This is a genomic window from Streptomyces sedi, from assembly GCF_006335015.1.
Lineage (GTDB): Bacteria > Actinomycetota > Actinomycetes > Streptomycetales > Streptomycetaceae > Streptomyces > Streptomyces sedi.
Map to the genome: position 1 here is coordinate 89,627 of NZ_VDGT01000018.1, position 18,618 is coordinate 108,244.

The following is an 18,618-nucleotide window of genomic DNA, read 5'->3' on the forward strand; positions in this document are numbered from 1 at the left end:
GAGGTCAGTTCTCCCGCTTCTCCTTGATCTTGGCGGCCTTGCCGCGCAGGTTGCGCAGGTAGTAGAGCTTGGCGCGGCGGACGTCACCGCGGGTCACGACCTCGATCTTCTCCGCCACGGGGGTGTGGACCGGGAAGGTGCGCTCGACGCCGACGCCGAAGCTGATCTTGCGGACCGTGAAGGTCTCCCGCACGCCGGAGCCCTGGCGACGGATGACCACGCCCTTGAACTGCTGCACACGGGAGCGGTTGCCCTCGATGACGCGGACGTGGACGTTGACGGTGTCGCCCGGGCGGAAGGACGGGATGTCCTCGCGCAGGGAAGCGCTGTCGATGCTGTCCAGGAGGTTCATGGCCTGCTGCTTTCCTCGCCCGATGCCACAGGTCATCGGCGGAACGTCGAGAAGTGTGTGTGGTGCGGCGTCGACACCCGGCGGCGTCGGTCCCCCTGTGGCGGGGTCGCACGCCCGGCGTGAGCCAGCGGCCTATTCTTCCACGGTCTCGGGCAGGCGCCAAAATCGGCCGTCCTCGCCCTCGCGCCAGCCCAGTTCGGCCAGCGTCGCACGGTCGTGCCTGTCGAAGTCCTCCGGGCCGCGCCCCGCGATCAGGTCGGGCCGGTGCGCGCTGGTACGCCGCAACGCCTCGTCCCTGCGCCAACGGGCGATCCGCCCGTGGTGGCCGCTGCTCAGCACCTCGGGCACGGTCCGGCCGCGCCACTCGGGCGGCTTGGTGTAGACCGGCCCCTCCAGCAACTCGGCCATCGCGCCGGGCGCGAAGGAGTCGTCCCGGTGCGAGTCCGCGTTGCCCAGCACCCCCGGGAGCAGCCGTGCGATGGCCTCGACCATCACCAGCACCGGCGCCTCGCCACCGGCCAGCACGTAGTCCCCGACGGACAGCTCCCGCACGTCCAGCCGCTCGCCGTACTCCTCGATCACCCGCCGGTCGATGCCCTCGTACCGCGCCGGGGTGAAGACCAGCCAGGGCTCGGCGGCCAGCTCGACGGCCAGCTCCTGGGTGAACGGCCGCCCGCTCGGCGTGGGCACGACCACCACGGGCCGCCCCTCGCCCGAGGCCAGCACGGCGTCCAGCGCCTCGCCCCAGGGTTCGGGCTTCATCACCATGCCGGGGCCCCCGCCGTAGGGGGTGTCGTCGACGGTGTGGTGCCGGTCGTGGGTGTGGGCGCGCAGGTCGTGGACCCGGACGTCGAGCTGGCCGCGGGCGCGCGCCTTGCCCACCAGCGAGACGTTCAGCGGCTCCAGGTACTCAGGGAAGATGGTGACGACGTCCAGCCTCATGCGCCGGCACCCTCGCCCGTGGCCTCGCCCTTCTCCTCCAGGTCCAGCAGCCCGGGCGGCGGGTCGACGACCACCCGGCCGCGCTCCAGGTCGACCTCGGGGACGATCGCCTCGACGAAGGGGACGAACGCCTCGCCGCCGCCGGGCAGGGCCACCACCAGCAGGTCCTGTCCCGGCAGATGGGACACCTCGCGCACCGAGCCGACCTCGGTCCCGTCCCGCGCGGTGACCACGGTCAGCCCCACCAGCTGGTGGTCGTAGAACTCCTCGGGGTCCTCCGGGAGCTGGTCCGGGTCGACCTCGGCGACCAGCAGCGTGTTCCGCAGCGACTCCGCGGCGTCGCGGGTGCGGACGCCGGCGAACCGCAGCACCAGCCGGCCGCTCTGCACCCGGCCGCTCTCGATGGTCAACGGGCCCGCACCGGCCGGCTCGGTGGTCAGCACCTCGCCCGGGGCCAGCCGCAGTTCGGGCTCGTCGGTGCGCACCTCGACGGTGACCTCGCCCTTGATCCCGTGGGCGCGGCCCACGCGCGCGACGACCAGTTGCACTGTGCTCTTCGTTCCTCACGTGGTGGCGGGTCGGCGGGACCCGCGGATGGCGGGCGGCACGCGTGAGGGCCGGGTGCGGCGAACCGCACCCGGCCCTCACGGTGATGCCATGTGGCGCCCTCAGCGGACCTCGTCCGCGTCGACCAGGTCGACGCGGATGCCCTTGCCTCCGAGCGCGCCCACGACCGTGCGCAGCGAACGCGCGGTGCGGCCGTTGCGGCCGATCACCTTGCCGAGGTCCTCGGGATGCACCCGGACCTCCAGCACACGGCCCCGGCGCAGAGTGCGCGAGGCGACCTGGACCTCGTCGGGGTTGTCGACGATGCCCTTCACCAGGTGCTCCAGGGCCTCCTCAAGCATCTCAGCCCTCGGAGGACTCGGCCGGCGCCTCGGCCTTCTTCTCGGCCTTCTTCGCCTTGGGGGTGATGGCCTCGCCCTTCGGCTCGCCACCCGACTCCTTGGCGGCGGCCTCGAAGGCGGCGCGGCGGTCGGGGCGGGCGGCGGGCTCCTTCAGGGGCGGCGGGGCCGGCAGACCACGGAACTTCTGCCAGTCACCGGTCGCCTTGAGGATGCCGAGCACGGCCTCCGTCGGCTGGGCGCCGACGCTCAGCCAGTGCTGCACGCGGTCCGAGTCGACCTCGATACGCGAGGGGTTCTGCACCGGGTGGTACAGGCCGATCTCCTCGATGGCCCGGCCGTCCCGGCGGGTACGTGCGTCGGCGACGATGATGCGGTAGTGAGGCGAACGGATCTTGCCCAGTCGCTTCAGCTTGATCTTGACTGCCACGGGTGTGGTGTCTCCTGCGTGATTGACGTGGTGAGCTCGTCCGCGCCGCGTGGGGTTGCGGCGGGCCGGGGCCCGGTGGACTGCGACAGCCGAGGGAGAGAGGGTTCCTGGCGACTGTCGAGTTCAGCGGACCATTCTGCCACAGCCGTTCAGGAGGACGCCGCCACGGTCACCGCTTCCACGATCTGGAACGGCGTCTTGCAGGCGCCGCACATGATCGGGGCCTGGGCCAGCACCGAGGGCACCACCCGGACGTTCCGCCCGCAGTCGCAGACGGCCTTGACGCGGACGCCCCCGCCGGAGGAGCCGTGGCGGGCGGCCGGGCCGCGGAAGCTGCGCTTCGTGTCGCTGGCCGTCGCCGCCAGGTGCGCCTTGAGGGCGCGCTGGAGCCGCTCGGCGGTGAGCCGGTAGCGGCGCCTGGTCTCCGGGCTCACGGTGACCAGCGAGAAACCGCTGCTGGGGTGCGGCTCCTCGGGGTGGTCGAGCCCCAGCTCCTCGGCGATCGCGAGGAATCTGCGGTTGTGGTAGCGCCCCGCGCGCGAGGTGTCCCGCACCCCCCGGGCGGCGGCGACGCCGTGCACCGCCTCGTGCAGCAGTCGTTCGAAGGAGAGCTCGGCGCCGCAGGCCGACGAGGACTCTCCGATCAGGGATTCGGGCGCGGCCAGGTCCGGCAGCTCCGGGTGGTGCCTCTGGATGTCGGCCCACGCGTGTGCCAGCTCGGCGGCGAGAACTGGTGGTGTCGTGCTCACGTCGTGGATAACGAGCGATGCCCCCGCTGTGTTCCGATTCCGGGGCAAGTCCGCGAATTTGCACTTACCCGTCAGTTCGTAGCGCACACGCGAGAGCCCGGGGCGGCGCGTGCCGCCCCGGGCCCGTCGCTCAGTAGGAGCGGCCCACCACGGCCAGCGTGCCGGGGGCGTCGTCCGAGGCCGGCACGGAGCCGTCCTCGGCGACCAGGCAGCGCACGGTGACGGCGTCCTCGGCCAGCCGCTTCTCGCCCTCGGCGCCGACCTCGGACCAGGGCAGCCGCGCCCAGCCGCCGGACTTCGCCGCCTCGGCGGCCTCCTCCAGGGTCCGCACGTCGAAGGTGCGGCTCTCCCTGCGCTCACGCGACTGCCGCAGCAGCAGCTCCTGGTCCTCCTCCAGCGCGGTCGGGACCACGGTGGGCAGCGCGTCGATCGCGACCGGCTCCTTGCCGCCCGGGATGCGCCGCGCCAGCATGGCGGTGCCGGCCTCCAGGTCACGCGGGCCGACCTCGACGCGGATCGGCACGCCCTTCAGCTCCCAGTCCACCGCGCGGCGGCCGAACGGGACGTCGGTGCGGTCGTCGACCTCGACGCGGACGCCGGCGGCGGCCAGCTGGGCGCCGATCTCACGGACCCGCGTCACCACCGCGTCGTCGCCCTTGATCGCCAGCACGACGGCCTGGACGGCGGCGAGCCGCGGCGGCACCCGCAGCCCGTTGTCGTCGCCGTGCGACATGATCAGGCCGCCGACCATGCGGGTCGAGGCGCCCCAGGAGGTCTGCCAGACCAGGTCGCGCTCGCCGTCCTTCCCGAGGAAGCGGGTGTCGAAGGCGCGCGCGAAGTTCTGTCCCAGCTCGTGGCTGGTGCCCATCTGGAGCGCCTTGCCGTCGGCCATCATGGCCTCCAGCGTCAGGGTGTTGATCGCGCCGGCGAAGCGCTCGGAGGGCGTCTTGCGGCCCAGCACGACGTCGATGCCCAGCACGTTGACCATCACGTCGGCGTAGACGTCGGTGTGGATCAGCGAGGCGAAGTCACGGGCGTCCTCGTAGCTGGCGTGGGCGGTGTGGCCCTCCTGCCAGAGGAACTCGCTGGTGCGCAGGAAGACCCTCGGCCGCATCTCCCAACGGACCACGTTGGCCCACTGGTTGATCAGCAGCGGCAGGTCGCGGTAGCTCTGCACCCACTTCGCGAAGTACTCGTTGATGATGGTCTCGGAGGTGGGGCGGACGACCGCGGGCTCCTCCAGCTGCTTGCCGCCTCCGTGCGTGACCACGGCCAGCTCGGGGGCGAAGCCCTCGACGTGCTCGGCCTCCTTGGCCAGGTAGGACTGCGGGATCATCAGCGGGAAGTAGGCGTTGCGCGCGCCGGTCGCCTTGATCCGGGTGTCCAGCTCCGCCTGCATCCGCTCCCAGAGACCGTAGCCGTACGGTCGGATGACCATGGTGCCGCGCACCGGCCCGTTGTCGGCCAGCTCGGCCTTGCTGATCACGTCCTGGTACCAGCGGGGGAAGTCCTCCGACTGGGGGGTGAGTACGGGAGCCTTTGCCATGGCGCAGATGGTACGGGGGAACGGGCCGAGAGCGTGAATCGGTTCTCCGGCCCGCTCCCCCGACGGGTCACTTCGGCGGGAGGATGTCCCGGAACTCCTTGGGCAGTTCGAAGTTGCCCGGGTCCTGGCCGGCGCCCGGGATGCCGAAGGTGTCGCTCTCCTGGGAACGGCCGCCGGACTCCGCCTCGGCCTGACGCTTCATCGGGTTGCCCGAACGGCGCCTGCCCTTGGCCTTCTTCTGCTGCTTGCCCTTGCGCTTGCCGGCGCCGGGGCCGCCCATGCCCGGGATGCCGGGCATCCCGGGGACGCCGCCGCCCTGGGCCATCTTGGACATCATCTTGCGTGCCTCGAAGAACCGCTCCACCAGGCTCTTCACGGCGCTGACGTCGACGCCGGAGCCCTTGGCGATGCGGGCCCTGCGCGAGCCGTTGATGATCTTCGGGTCGTCGCGCTCGGCCGGGGTCATCGACTTGATGATGGCGGCGGTGCGGTCCACCTCGCGCTCGTCCAGGTTGTTGATCTGGTCGCGCATCTGCCCCATGCCCGGCATCATCCCGAGCAGCTTGGAGATGGAGCCCATCTTGCGGACCTGCTCCATCTGGGACAGGAAGTCGTCGAGCGTGAACTCCTTCGGCCCCTTGGCCAGCTTGCTGGCGAGCTTCTCCGCCTCCTGCTGGCTGAAGGTGCGCTCGGCCTGCTCGATCAGGCTGAGCACGTCGCCCATGCCCAGGATGCGCGAGGCCATCCGGTCGGGGTGGAAGGCGTCGAACTCGTCGAGCTTCTCGCCGTTGGAGGCGAACATGATCTGGCGACCGGTGACCTGCGCGATCGACAGCGCGGCGCCGCCCCGGGCGTCGCCGTCGAGCTTGGAGAGGACCACGCCGTCGAAGCCGACGCCGTCCCGGAACGCCTCGGCGGTGGAGACGGCGTCCTGACCGATCATGGCGTCGACGACGAAGAGGATCTCGTCGGGGCTGACGGCGTCCCTGATGTCGGCGGCCTGCCGCATCAGCTCCTCGTCGATGCCCAGCCGGCCGGCGGTGTCGACGACCACCACGTCGTGCTGCTTGTCCCTGGCGAACGCCACGGAGTCCTGGGCGACCTTCACCGGGTCGCCGACGCCGTTGCCCGGCTCGGGGGCGAAGACCGCGACCTCGGCGCGCTCGGCGACGACGCTCAACTGGTTGACGGCGTTGGGGCGTTGCAGGTCGCAGGCGACCAGCAGCGGGGTGTGGCCCTGCTGCTTGAGCCAGCGGCCGAGCTTGCCGGCGAGGGTCGTCTTGCCGGCGCCCTGGAGGCCGGCGAGCATGATCACCGTCGGCGGGTTCTTGGCGAAGCGCAGCCGGCGGGTCTCACCGCCCAGGATGCCGACGAGCTCCTCGTTGACGATCTTGACGACCTGCTGGGCCGGGTTGAGCGCCTTGGAGACCTCGGCGCCCAGCGCGCGCTCCTTCACCTGCTTGATGAAGGCGCGCACCACGGGGAGGGCGACGTCCGCCTCCAGCAGGGCGATGCGGATCTCGCGTGCCGTGGCGTCGATGTCCGCCTCGCTCAGACGGCCCTTGCCCCTGAGGTTCTTGAACGTGGCCGCGAGGCGGTCGGAGAGTGTGTCGAACACGGCGCTGGCGAATCCTTACACGTCGGCGGGTCTGGTCGGCGGTGCCCTCCAGCGTATCCGCCCGGCGGGCGAAGGTGTCAGCCCGTGTGCGCACCGCTCTCGAAGGCGAGGGCGCGTTCCAGGTCGCGGGCCAGCTCGACGGCCTGTTCCGAGGGCAACGGCGCGCCGTCGGCCGTGGTGACGTAGAAGGCGTCGACGGCGTTGGCGCCCAGCGTGCTGACGTGCGCGCTGCGCACCCGGACGCCGGCTGTCTCCAGGGCGCTGCCGATGCGGTGCAGCAGTCCGGGGGCGTCCTGGGCGCGCACCTCGATGACGGTCGCCAGCCGGGAGCCGGCCGCCGCGACGGTCACCCGGGGCGGCGGCGCGGGGCTGGTGCGGCGCGGGCGGCGTTGGGCCGCCTCGCGCTCGGCGAGGCGGCGGCCGACGGCGAGCGAGCCGTCCAGGGCGCGGACCAGGTCGGCGCGGAGCCGTTCGGCCGTGGGCGGGGAGCCGTAGGCGGCGGTCACCCGCCACTCGAAGAGCAGTACCCGCCCGGCGCCGGCGGGGTCGTGGGCGTGCACCCTGGCGGTGCGCACGGCGAGCCGGTGCAGCGCGAGGACGCCGGCGACGGCGGGCAGCAGCCCGGGGCGTTCGGGGAGGGCGATGTCCAGCCGGACGCCGACCGGGGCCTGCGACTCGTCGTCCTCGGCGTCCTCGGTGCTCTCGGCGTTCTCGGCGCGCAGCGCGAGCGAGGGGGCGCCGGTGCGGAGCGCCTCGACGGCCAGCCGTTCGGCGGCGGCGGAGGGGCCGGGCTCGGCGGGGGGCGGGGGGCCCTCGCCGAGGCGGGCGGCGACGCGCGCGACCAGCCCGGCGACCAGCGAGGCGCGCCAACGTGACCAGGCGGCGGGGCCGGTCGCCAGCGCGTCGGCCTCGGTGAGGGCGTGCAGCAGTTCCAGGGTGAGCGGGTCGCGCACCGCGTCGACGACGGGCGTGAGCGTCGCCGGGTCGTCGAGGTCGCGGCGGGTCGCGGTCTCGACCAGCAGCAGATGGTGGCGGACCAGGGTGGCGAGGGTCTCGGTGTCGGCCGTGTCGAAGCCGATCCTCGTCGCCATGTCCCTGGCGATGGTCTCGCCGACCACGCTGTGGTCGCCCGGCCAGCCCTTGCCCATGTCGTGCAGGAGCGCCGCCACCAGCAGCAGGTCGGGGCGGCGCACCCGGCGGGTGAGCGCGGCGGCCCGCACGGCCGTCTCGACGAGGTGGCGGTCGACGGTCCAGCGGTGCACGGGGTTGCGCTGGGGGCGGCAGCGGACGCGTTCCCAGTCGGGCAGCAGCCGGGTGACCAGCCCGCCGGACTCCAGCGCCTCCCAGACCGGGACGGTGTCGGGCCCGGCGCCGAGCAGCGTGACCAGCTGCTCGCGCGCCTCGGCCGGCCAGGGCACGGGCAGCGCGGCCGGGCGGGCGGCCAGCGCGGCGACCGCCGGCGGCGCCAGCGGCAGGCCGGCCTCGGCCGCGGCAGCCGCGGCGCGCAGCGCGAGCACCGGGTCGCGGTCGGGCCTGGCCGCACGGGCCAGGACCACCTCGCCGTCCTGCGCCACCACGCCGTCGGCGAGCGGAACGCGGCGCTCGGCGGGCGCCGCGCGCCGGCCGACGCGCCGGCGCGCGGTGCGGGCGCGCAGTACCCGGCCGACCTCGCGCCAGGTGACGTCGGAGGCGTAGGAGATGGTGCGGCCCGCCTCGTAGACGCGGCGCAGCAGGCTCTCCGCGTCCAGCGCGCCGAGCGCGGTCGCCACCTGGTCCTGGTCCTGGAGGGCGAGCCGTTCGGTGGCGCGGCCGGTGGCCAGGTGCAGGGCGTCGCGCACGTCGAGCAGGGTGGCGCGGGCCGTCTCAAGTCCCTGGCGCGGGGCGTCGGCGAGCCAGGAGGCGGCGACGGCGCGCAGCGCTGTGGTGTCCCGCAGCCCGCCTGCCGCCTCCTTGAGGTCGGGTTCCAGCAGGTGGGGCAGTTCGCCGTGGCGCGCCGCCCGTTCCAGGCCGAGCTCCCGGAGCTCGGGGAGGCGCGTGTGGGCCTCGGAGCGCCACCGGCCGAGGAGTTCGGCGCGCAGCTCGGCGGTGAGCGCGGCGTCGCCGGCGAGGTGGCGGGCGTCGAGCAGCCCCAGCTGCACCCGGAGGTCGTCGGCGGCCGTGGCACGGGCCTGCGCCGGCGTGCGCACGGAGTGGTCGAGGGCCAGGCCCAGGTCCCACACCGGGTACCAGAGGCCGTCGGCGACGGCCGCGATCTCCCGGGGGCTCGCCTTGCCGTCGTGCAGCAGGAGGAGGTCGAGGTCGCTGCGCGGGGAGAGTTCGCCTCGGCCGTAGCCGCCGACGGCGACCAGGGCGACCCGTCCGGCGTGGGGCTGGGCGCGCAGCAGCCCGGCGAGCCAGTCGTCGGTGAGGCGGGCGAGCTCCGAACGACGGGCGGGCCCGGGCCGCGCCTCCTGCTGGAGGAGGCGCAGCCGGGCCGAGGCGTAGCCGCCGTCCTGCCCCTCGTGCTCGCCCGTGGTGGGGGTGGGGGCCGTCATGCGGTGCCTGCTTCCGTGGGGTGCGGGGGGGTTCAGAGGGCGTCGGGGCCGCGTTCCCCGGTGCGGACCCGGACGGCGGTGTCGACGGGGAGGGTCCACACCTTCCCGTCGCCGATCTTGCCGGTCCTGGCGGCCTTGACCACGACGTCGACGAGCTGGTCGGCGTCGTCGTCCTCGACCAGGATCTCGACGCGCACCTTGGGCACCAGGTCGACGGTGTACTCCGCGCCCCGGTAGACCTCGGTGTGGCCGCGCTGGCGGCCGTAGCCGTTGGCCTCCGTGACGGTCAGGCCCTGGACTCCGAACGCCTGGAGGGCCTCCTTGACCTCGTCGAGCTGGTGCGGCTTGATCACCGCGACGATGAGCTTCATGCGTCCACCTTCTTCTGACCGGCCGCCCTGTCGGCGGGCGCGGTGACCGTGCTGCCGGCGACCGTTCCTGAGCCCGCCTGGCTGAAGTCGTAGCCGGTCTCCGCGTGGTACGCCAGGTCGAGGCCGGCGGTCTCGTCCTCCTCGGAGGCGCGGAACCCGACGGTGCGCTGGAGGAGTTGGGCGATCAGATAGGTGACGACGAAGGAGTAGGCCATCACCGCGACGGCGCCCAGCGCCTGCTTGCCGAACTGCTCGAACCCGGCGCCCTCGGTGGCCAGGAAGCCGACCAGCAGGGTGCCGACCACGCCGCCGACCAGGTGGACGCCGACGACGTCGAGGGAGTCGTCGAAGCCCAGCTTGAACTTCCAGCTGACGGCCCAGGCGCAGAGCGCGCCGGCCACCAGGCCGATGAGGATGGCGCCCATCGGGTTGACGTTGGCTCCGGAGGGGGTGATCGCGACCAGGCCGGCGATGGCGCCCGAGGCGGCGCCGAGCGTGGTGAACGCGCCGTGCCGCAGGCGCTCGTAGACCAGCCAGCCGACGACGGCGGCGCCGGTGGCGACCTGGGTGTTGAGCGCCATCATGGCGGCGGGCGAGCCGGAGCCGGTGGTCAGGGCGGAGCCGGCGTTGAAGCCGAACCAGCCGAACCACAGCAGTGCGGCGCCGAGCAGCACCATCGGCAGGTTGTGCGGGCGCATCGGGTCACGCTTGAAGCCGACCCGCTTGCCCACGACGAGAACGGCGGCCAGCGCGCCGGCGCCGGCGTTGATGTGCACGGCGGTACCGCCGGCGAAGTCGATCACGCCCTGGTTGAACAGCCACCCCTCGTCGGCGGCCCAGACCCAGTGGGCGACCGGGAAGTAGACCACGGTGACCCAGAGCGCGACGAACAGCGCCCAGGTGCCGAACTTCACCCGGTCCGCCAGGGCGCCGCTCATCAGCGCGGGGGTGAGCACCGCGAACATCAGCTGGAACGCGATGAACGCGACCAGCTCGCCCTGGTCGACGGAGATGTCCCGCAGCCCGATGAAGTCCAGGTTCCCGATGACCGGACTGGTGCCGCCGAAGGCGAGGCTGTAGCCGTAGAGGACCCACAGCAGGCTGACGATGCCGAGCGAGATGAACGACATCATCAGCATGTTCAGCGCGCTCTTGACCCTGACCATGCCGCCGTAGAAGAAGGCGAGGCCAGGGGTCATGAGCATCACCATCGCGGCACATATCACCACGTAGGCGACGTTTGTTGCGGACAAGGCTTCTTCAGGACTCACGGTGGACTTCTCCTCACGCGTACGACCGGTGCGGGGGGTCGGTTCGGGATACGCCACAGAGTTCCCAGGAGGGGTTTCCTTCGATGCCGCGCCGTGTTTCACGGGCGTGACGATGCCCACGCGTGGGTTACGCGCCCATGAAGCGGGCGTGCGGACCCACCGGGCGGGGGCACAGTGGTCCTCGCCGGCGGCAGCGGGACAAGAGGAAACCGGCCGTGCCCGGGGAGCCACCCGGGTGACCTGGCGGGGGAGCCGAGTCGGGCTGTCGGGGTGGCGGGCACGGCCGGTGTCGTGGGGGCAGTCGCTCAGCCCGCCCGGCTGGTCTCCCGTTCCGGCAGCTCCACCGTGAGCCGCTCGGCGAGCCCGGCGGCGGCCCGCAGCTCGCCGTGTTCCCTGCGGACGGCGGCCAGCGTCGTGCGCAACCGGTTCGAGACCCGCTCGGAACGCAGCCGACTCGCCAGCTCCAGCGCCCGCTCGGTCAGCCGCACGCACTCCTCGGGCTCACGCGCCAGCAGGTGCACGGTGGCCATGCCGATCAGCGCCAGTGCATACGATCGCTGGTGGCTGAGGTGGGGCCGGCGCTCGCTGTCCTCGGCGAAGCCGGCGACGGCCTCCTCCATCAGTGGCCGCGCGCGGCTGACGTAGGTCGGGCTGCGGCCGGCGACATAGGCCAGGTCGCGGTAGGAGTGCGCGTTCTCGGCGCACAGCTCGGCGCGGGTGAAGAAGTCCAGCCACGCCGGATCCCCGTCGTCCGGGGCGCTCTCGGCGAACGCGTCCTCGGCCAGCCGCACCGCGCGGTGGCAGCGCGGCGGCTGCCCGAGGGAGGCGTGGGCCCTGGCCTCCAGCGCGTACAGCAGCGCCTGGGTGCGCGGCGTCGCCTGCTCCCTGCTGCCGTACTGGGCCAGGTGCACCAGCTCCAACGCGTCCTCGGGGCGCCCCAGATGGATCATCTGCCGGCTCATCTGCGAGAGGACGTACGCGCCGAGCGGCCGGTCCTCCGCCTCCTTCGCGGCGTGCAGCGCCAGCACGAAGTACTTCTGCGCGGTGGGCTGGAGCCCGATGTCGTAGCTCATCCAGCCGGCCAGGTCGGCCAGTTCGGCGGTGACGCCGAAGAGGCGGCGCCGCACCGCCGGCGGGTGCGCCGACTCCTGGAGCAGCTCGGTGACCTCGTGGAGCTGCCCGACCACCGCCTTGCGGCGCAGCCCGCCACCGCACTGGGCGTCCCAGACGCGGAACTGCGCGGTGGTGGTGGCGAGTTGGTCGAGCCCGGCGCGGCTGACGCCTGCCGGGCCCGGCATCCGGGCGGCGGCCGGGGCCGCGCCGGGTGGCGGCGCGCCCTCCGGGGCGGCGGGGGTGGGCACCAGCCAACGCTGCATGGGCTCGATCAGCGAGGTGCCGGCCGCCATGGTCAACGAGGTGCCGAGGAAGCCGCGCCGCCCGAGCATCAGGTCGCTGCGGGAGAACTCGTTGATCAGCTCGATCGTCTGGCCGCCGGCCCACGGCAGGTCGACGCCGGAGGCCGCCGCGGCCTGCGGGGTCATGCGCAGCCCGAGGTCCTCCACGCTGACCACGCAGCCGAAACGTTCGGAGAACAGCTCGGAGAGGATGCGCGGTATCGGCTCACGCGGCTGTTCGCCGTCGAGCCAACGCCGCACCCGCGAGGTGTCGGTGCTGACATGGTGCGCGCCCAGCTGTCTGGCCCGCCTGTTCACCTGTCTCGCCAGCTCGCCCTTGGACCAGCCACTGCGGTGGAACCACGACGTCAGCCGTTCGTTCGGCCGCCTGACGGGATTGCCGCCGCTGCCGTTGCCGCCCACGCTTACGCTCCGATCCCGGATCTCTCTGCCCTGACGGGGTCCTGCTGACATCCCGTCTACGATGCACCGAAAGTAATCCTACGATCACGCGCGTGACGAGGCCGCCACCGCAATCGCCACCATTCGCCACCCCTCACCGGTGATCCTGCCGTCCACCTCGCACGATTCACTGGTACGCACGCCGCTCGACGAGAAGCGGAGCGAAGCATTCACGGGGCGCACGACGGGAGTTGTGCGCCCCGGGCGCCGCCGGCGAGGGCCGTAACCTCGGCAGACCAGACCCGTTGGAGTGTGCATGGGCTTCACCATCGGCGGTATGCGGGAGCGCGGAGCGCCGCCCCCACCGGCCCGCCGCGCCGTGGGACGCGGCGCCGACCGGGGCCGGATCGAGGCGGCCGTCGCCGAGTACGTGGGCCTCTGGGGCTGGGACGTGGCGCCGGGCGCCGTCCTCGACAAGGGCGCCAGGCGGCGCCCCGTCTGTTCCTGCGGCGGCGCCTCCTGCCCCGCGCCGGGGGCGCATCCGCTGCTCCACGGGCGCGTGATCACGGCGGGCACGCCGCTCGACGAGGCGCTCGCCGCCTGGTCGAAGGCGCGCCCCGCTCCCCCGGGCGCCACCGCGCTGCTGCCCATCGGCCGCGCCTTCGACGTGCTCCAGGTGCCGGAGGCGGTGGCCCGCGCCGCGCTGCCGCGGCTCGACCGGCTCGGCCTGCCGCTCGGTCCCGTGGCACTCGCCCCCGACGACCGCGCCTGGTTCTTCGTCGCGCCGGGCATCGCGGCCCGACTCCCCGAGCTGCTGGACACGTTGGGCTGGCCGGAGCCGCCGCCCCGGCTGACCGCGCTCGGCCCCGGCGACCACATCGCCGCTCCGCCGTCGCCGGTGGCCGGGCTCGGCGAGGTGGTGTGGCTGCGCCGGCCCGACGTGGACACGGCCGCCGTGCCGCCGGGGGCCAACCCGCTGCTCGGCGCGTTGGCCAGCCTCTGCCGCCGGCTGGCGCCGGCCGGCTGACCCGCCGGGCCCGCCGCTCAGTCGAGCAGCGCGTCCACGAACGCCTCGGGCTCGAACGGCGCCAGGTCGTCGGGCCCCTCCCCCAGGCCGACCAGCTTGACGGGGACGCCCAGCTCGCGCTGGACCGCGACCACGATGCCGCCCTTGGCGGTGCCGTCCAGCTTGGTCAGCGCGATGCCCGTGATCTCCACGACCTCGGCGAAGACCCGCGCCTGCACCAGACCGTTCTGCCCGGTGGTCGCGTCCAGCACCAGCAGCACCTCGCTGACCGGCCCCTGCTTCTCCACGACCCGCTTGACCTTGCCCAGCTCGTCCATGAGCCCGGTCTTGGTGTGCAGACGGCCCGCGGTGTCGACGAGCACCACGTCGGCCGTGGCCTCGATGCCCTCCCGCACCGCCTCGAAGGCGACCGACGCCGGGTCGCCGCCCTCCGGACCGCGCACCGTGCGGGCGCCGACCCGCTGGCCCCAGGTCTGGAGCTGGTCGGCGGCGGCGGCGCGGAAGGTGTCGGCCGCGCCCAGCACGACGGACCTGCCGTCGGCGACCAGGACCCGGGCCAGCTTGCCGGTGGTGGTGGTCTTCCCCGTGCCGTTGACGCCGACGACCATGATGACGGCGGGGCGCTCCTCGCCCTCCTCGGAGACGCCGCCCTCGGTGTGGACCGCCCGGTCGAGCGACGGGTCGAGCTGGTTGAGCAGCTCCTCGCGCAGCAGCGCCCGCAGCTCCTCGGGGGTGCGCGTGCCCAGCACCCGGACGCGCTCCCGCAGCCGCTCGACCAGCTCCTGGGTGGGGCCGACGCCGATGTCGGCGGTCAGCAGCGTGTCCTCGATCTCCTCCCAGGTGTCGTCGTCGAGGCGCTCCCTGGACAGCAGCGTCAACAGGCCCTTGCCCAGCGAGTTCTGCGAGCGCGCCAGCCGCGCCCGCAGCCGCACCAGCCGCCCGGCGGACGGCTCGGGCACCTCGATCTCGGGAGCCTCGGGCTCCTCGACGACCTCGGTCTCCTCCGGGGCGGGCAGCGTGACGTCCTCGACCGTCCTGCGCTCCTCGGCGGTCGGCGTCGCGGCGTCGTCCCCGACCCGCGGCTCGGCGGGCGGCGCGGTGCGGGTCGCGTCGGCGCCCCGGTCGGCCGGCGGCGCCTGCCCGCGCCGGCGGCTGACGAGCAGTCCCGCGACCGCCAGCACGGCGACCACGGCGATGATGACGACGAGGAGAATGGTGTCCATGGTTTCCCTTGGTGGTGCCCGGCTCCGGCCGGGCCGCGCGACAAGCGGTCGGGGGGTTCGGCTCCGGGTCTCGGCTGTGGTTCTCGGGTCGGGGCTCTAAGGTAGCGCCAGCGACTCCCGCCCCGTGGCGGCACCGGTGGCTTCAGGAGAGACGCTGGCTGATGACCTTCGAGACCCCGTCGCCCTGCATGGAGACGCCGTACAGCGCGTCGGCGACCTCCATGGTGCGCTTCTGGTGGGTGATCACGATGAGCTGGGAGCTGTCCTTCAGCTCCCGCATGATCCGGATCAGCCGCTGGAGGTTGGTGTCGTCGAGCGCCGCCTCCACCTCGTCCATCACGTAGAACGGGCTGGGCCGGGCCTTGAAGATCGAGACCAGCAGGGCGACGGCGGTCAGCGAACGCTCCCCGCCGGAGAGCAGCGACAGCCGCTTGACCTTCTTGCCCGGGGGCCTGGCCTCCACCTCCACGCCGGTGGTCAGCATCGAGTCGGGGTCGGTCAGCACCAGCCGCCCCTCGCCCCCGGGGAAGAGCCGGCTGAAGACGCCCTCGAACTCCCGCGCGGTGTCGTGGTAGGCGGCGGTGAAGACCTGCTCCACCCGCTCGTCCACCTCCTTCACCATCTGCAACAGATCGGCCCGGGTCTTCTTCAGGTCCTCCAACTGCTCGCTGAGGAACTGGTGCCGCTCCTCCAGCGCCGCGAACTCCTCCAGCGCCAGCGGGTTCACCTTGCCCAGCTGCTTGTAGGCACGCTCGGCCGCCCGCAGCCGCTTCTCCTGCTCGGCGCGGACAAAGGGAACGGGCTGGTTGCGCGGGTGCTCCGGGTCCTGTGGCAGCTCCTCGCCCTCGGCCGGCGGGGACGGCGGCACCGGCTGGTCCGGGCCGTACTCGACGACCAGCCCGGCCGGCTCGACGCCCAGCTCCTCCAGGGCCCTGGTCTCCAGCTGCTCGATCCGCAGCCGCTTCTCCGCGCCCAGCACCTCGCCCCGGTGCACCGAGTCGGTGAGCTTGTCCAGCTCCTCCTTCAGCTCCCTGCCCGCGGCCCGCTCCCGGTCCAGCGCGCGGTCGCGCTCCGCCCTGGCCGCCTCGGCGGCCCCGCGTTCCGTCTCCGCGCGGGCCAGCGAGGCCTCCACGTGCGCCAGCAGCTGCCGGGAGCCGTCGGCCACCGCGCCCGCCACCTCGCTCTCGTGCCGGGCCCTGGCCTTCCGCCGCTCGGCCCGCGCCCGGTTCTCGCGCTCGGCGCGCGCCGCCCGGTCCAGCCCCTCGGCCCGCCCCGACAGTCCGCGCACCCGCTCCTCGTGGGTGCGGACCTGGAGCCTGGCCTCCATCTCGGTCTGCCGGGCGTTGGCGCCGTCGGCCGCCAGCCGGTCGCGCGCCGAGGTGTCCGGGTCCTCGACCGTCTCGCTCGCCTCCTCGGCGACCGCGAGCCGTTCCGCCAGCTCCTCCGCCTGCTCGACGGCCCTGGCCCACTCCTCGCCCGCCCGCTCGACGGCCGCCTCGGCGCGCTCGGCCTCGCCGACCGCCGCCCTGGCCTGCCCGCCCAGCCGGCCGAGGTCCTGCGCCACCCGGGAGCGTTCCCTCTCGGCGGCGCTGCGGCGTCCGGCCAGCTCGTCCACGGCGGTCCTGGCCGCGCCGCGCCGCTCGGTCGCCGCGTCCCGCGCCTCGGTCAACTCGGCGGCCAGCCCGGTCAGCCGCTCCAGCTCGGCCGTCGCCTCGTCGACGGAGGCGCGCACCTCCAACAGGCTGGGCGCGCCCGCCGAACCGCCGCCGGCCAGCCGCCGGGAGAGCACGTCGCCCTCCCCGCTGACGGCGGTGATCGCGGGGCGCGACTGCACCAGCCTCAGCGCGTCGTCCAGGGTGTCGACCACCACCACGTCCCGCAGCAGCGCCCGCACCGCCGGCAGCAGCGCGTCCGGCCCCCGCACCAGGTCGACCGCCCAGCACCACGGCGCCGGCGCCGGCTCGGCGGCGCGGGCGCCGGGGCCGTCGGCCGCCGGGTCGCCGACCAGCAGCGCCGCCCGCCCGGCGTCCCGCTTGCGCAGCAGCCGCAACGCCTCGACCGCCTCGGCCGGCCCCGCCACCGCCACCGCCTCGGCCGCCGCGCCGAGCGCCGCGGCCACCTGCACCTCGTAGCCGGGGGTGACGGTCAGCAGCTCGGCGGCCGGGCCGAGCACGCCGGCCAGCTCCTCGCCCGCGCTCAGCAGCGCGCCCGTCCCGTCCTTGCGCCGCAGCCCGAGGGCCAGCGCCTCGCGCCGCGCCTCGACGGCGGCGCGCTCCCTCTCCACACCGGTCAGCCGCTCCCGCGCGGTCGACAACGCGGTCTCGGCCTCCTCCAGTTCGGCCCTGGCCCGCTCGTGCGCCTCGGCCAGCTCGCCGTCGTCGGCCTCCCTGCCCTCGACCTCCGCGCGCAGCGCCTCGTACTCCTCGCGCGCCTCGGTGGCGCGCGACAGCGCCTCGTCCCGGCTCGCGGTCAGCCGCTCGCGGTCGGCCTGCGCCGAGGCGGCGCGCCCGCGCGCGCCGTTGGCCTGCGCGTGCAGCCGCGCCAGGCCCTCGCGCCGGTCGGCGAGCGCGCGGGCCTCGTCCTTCAGCCGCCGCTCCTCGTCGGCCAGCGCACGTTCCAGCTCCGCGCGGTGCGCGACGGTGTCCTCCAGCGCGACGCCGGCCGCCTCCAGCGCGGCGGTCAGCTCGGCCTCCTGCTCCCTGATCCGTGCCGCCTCGCGCTCCAGCTCCTCCGGCTCGCGCCCCCTGCGCTCCTCGGCCGGCTGGGAACGGGCGCTGTTCACCCGGGCGTCCGCCAGGTTGACGGTGCCCCTGACGCGTTCGGCGAGCTGGGAGAGCTGGTACCAGGTCTCCTGGGCGCGGGCCACCCGCGGCACCAGGGTGCGCACCTCCTGCTCCAGCTCGCTCTCCCGGCGCAGCGCGCCCTTGAGGCGCTCCTCCGCGGCCTCCTTGCGCTCCTTCAGCGCGGCCTCGTCGGCCACCTCGGCGCGCAGCGCGCCGCGCAGGGTGACCAGGTCGTCGGCGAGCAGCCGCAGCCGGGAGTCGCGCAGGTCGGCCTGGATCACGGCGGCCTTGCGGGCGACGGCCGCCTGCCGTCCGAGGGGCTTCAGTTGACGCCGCAGCTCGTCGGTGAGGTCCTGCACGCGGGCGAGGTTGGCCCGCATCGCGTCCAGCTTGCGCAGCGCCTTCTCCTTGCGCTTGCGGTGCTTGAGAACGCCGGCCGCCTCCTCGATGAACGCCCGGCGGCCGGCCGGGTCGGCGTGCAGCACCGAGTCGAGCTGGCCCTGGCCGACGATCACGTGCATCTCGCGGCCGATGCCGGAGTCGGAGAGCAGCTCCTGAACGTCGAGCAGCCGGCAGGTGTCGCCGTTGATCTGGTACTCGCTGCCGCCGTTGCGGAACATCGTCCGGGTGATCGTCACCTCGGCGTACTCGATCGGCAGCGCGCCGTCGGCGTTGTCGATGGTGAGGGAGACCTCGGCGCGGCCCAGCGGCGGGCGGCCCGTGGTGCCGGCGAAGATGACGTCCTCCATCTTGCCGCCGCGCAGCGACTTGGCGCCCTGCTCCCCCATGACCCAGGAGAGGGCGTCGACGACGTTGGACTTGCCCGAGCCGTTGGGACCCACGACACACGTGATGCCGGGCTCGAAGCGCAGCGTCGTGGCCGAGGCGAAGGACTTGAACCCCCGCAGGGTCAGACTCTTGAGGTGCACGCCGTCGGACTTTACCGGCCGCTCTTCGGGGATTCGCCGTTTCGACGCGGAGGATGGGGGGCAGATCAGTGAGTAGCCAGCCATGGGTCAACGCCCGTACTCACTACGTCACGAAATGACGAAGGGACGCCGAAGCGTCCCT

The 18,618-nt window shown here is 73.9% G+C and carries 15 protein-coding genes; 1 reads left to right on the forward strand and 14 read right to left on the reverse strand.

Going from position 1 to position 18,618, the window contains the following annotated elements; genetic code table 11:
• Positions 1–4: 4 nt before the first annotated feature.
• The 12 genes from rplS to nsdA all read right to left on the reverse strand — a co-directional run bounded on the left by rplS (position 5) and on the right by nsdA (position 12,535).
• Positions 5–352: a 50S ribosomal protein L19 gene (rplS, locus tag FH715_RS21455; protein ID WP_139647938.1), complete on the reverse strand. Its 348-nt coding sequence runs from the start codon at positions 350–352 to the stop codon at positions 5–7.
• Positions 353–484: 132 nt separating this feature from the next.
• Positions 485–1,294 (reverse strand): tRNA (guanosine(37)-N1)-methyltransferase TrmD, encoded by an 810-nt coding sequence (gene trmD, locus FH715_RS21460; RefSeq protein ID WP_139647845.1) that lies wholly within the window; start codon positions 1,292–1,294, stop codon positions 485–487.
• On the reverse strand, positions 1,291–1,842 hold the full coding sequence (rimM, locus tag FH715_RS21465; protein WP_139647847.1) for a ribosome maturation factor RimM: 552 nt from the start codon (positions 1,840–1,842) through the stop codon (positions 1,291–1,293). Before rimM ends, trmD begins: the two co-directional genes overlap by 4 nt.
• Positions 1,843–1,962: 120 nt before the next feature.
• Positions 1,963–2,202 carry an RNA-binding protein gene (locus FH715_RS21470; protein ID WP_097233029.1) on the reverse strand — a complete coding sequence of 80 codons (240 nt, stop codon included), beginning with the start codon at positions 2,200–2,202 and terminating at the stop codon, positions 1,963–1,965.
• A 1-nt stretch (position 2,203) separates the two neighbouring features.
• Positions 2,204–2,629, reverse strand: coding sequence for a 30S ribosomal protein S16 (gene rpsP / locus FH715_RS21475; protein ID WP_139647849.1), 426 nt, complete (start codon positions 2,627–2,629; stop codon positions 2,204–2,206).
• 149 nt (positions 2,630–2,778) lie between these two features.
• Complete coding sequence (locus FH715_RS21480) at positions 2,779–3,426, reverse strand: hypothetical protein (protein WP_211367728.1); 648 nt, start codon at positions 3,424–3,426, stop codon at positions 2,779–2,781.
• 82 nt (positions 3,427–3,508) lie between these two features.
• Positions 3,509–4,924, reverse strand: coding sequence for a proline--tRNA ligase (proS, locus tag FH715_RS21485; RefSeq protein ID WP_139647854.1), 1,416 nt, complete (start codon positions 4,922–4,924; stop codon positions 3,509–3,511).
• A 67-nt stretch (positions 4,925–4,991) separates the two neighbouring features.
• Complete coding sequence (gene ffh / locus FH715_RS21490) at positions 4,992–6,542, reverse strand: signal recognition particle protein (protein ID WP_139647856.1); 1,551 nt, start codon at positions 6,540–6,542, stop codon at positions 4,992–4,994.
• Positions 6,543–6,619: 77 nt separating this feature from the next.
• Positions 6,620–9,076 carry a [protein-PII] uridylyltransferase gene (locus FH715_RS21495; RefSeq protein WP_139647857.1) on the reverse strand — a complete coding sequence of 819 codons (2,457 nt, stop codon included), beginning with the start codon at positions 9,074–9,076 and terminating at the stop codon, positions 6,620–6,622.
• A gap of 32 nt (positions 9,077–9,108) precedes the next feature.
• Positions 9,109–9,447 carry a P-II family nitrogen regulator gene (locus FH715_RS21500; RefSeq protein WP_139647859.1) on the reverse strand — a complete coding sequence of 113 codons (339 nt, stop codon included), beginning with the start codon at positions 9,445–9,447 and terminating at the stop codon, positions 9,109–9,111.
• Positions 9,444–10,700 (reverse strand): ammonium transporter, encoded by a 1,257-nt coding sequence (locus FH715_RS21505; RefSeq protein WP_139647861.1) that lies wholly within the window; start codon positions 10,698–10,700, stop codon positions 9,444–9,446. Before FH715_RS21505 ends, FH715_RS21500 begins: the two co-directional genes overlap by 4 nt.
• 323 nt (positions 10,701–11,023) lie before the next feature.
• A complete protein-coding gene (gene nsdA / locus FH715_RS21510; protein ID WP_139647863.1) occupies positions 11,024–12,535 on the reverse strand; it encodes a transcriptional repressor NsdA in 1,512 nt (503 codons plus the stop codon).
• 295 nt (positions 12,536–12,830) lie between these two features.
• On the opposite strand from nsdA, the gene FH715_RS21515 reads away from it, so the two are divergent.
• Positions 12,831–13,541, forward strand: coding sequence for a bifunctional DNA primase/polymerase (locus FH715_RS21515; RefSeq protein ID WP_139647865.1), 711 nt, complete (start codon positions 12,831–12,833; stop codon positions 13,539–13,541).
• 17 nt (positions 13,542–13,558) lie between these two features.
• Here FH715_RS21515 and ftsY read toward each other — a convergent pair whose 3' ends face one another.
• Positions 13,559–14,764: a signal recognition particle-docking protein FtsY gene (gene ftsY, locus FH715_RS21520; protein ID WP_139647866.1), complete on the reverse strand. Its 1,206-nt coding sequence runs from the start codon at positions 14,762–14,764 to the stop codon at positions 13,559–13,561.
• 142 nt (positions 14,765–14,906) lie between these two features.
• Complete coding sequence (smc, locus tag FH715_RS21525; RefSeq protein ID WP_139647868.1) at positions 14,907–18,476, reverse strand: chromosome segregation protein SMC; 3,570 nt, start codon at positions 18,474–18,476, stop codon at positions 14,907–14,909.
• Positions 18,477–18,618: the final 142 nt, after the last annotated feature.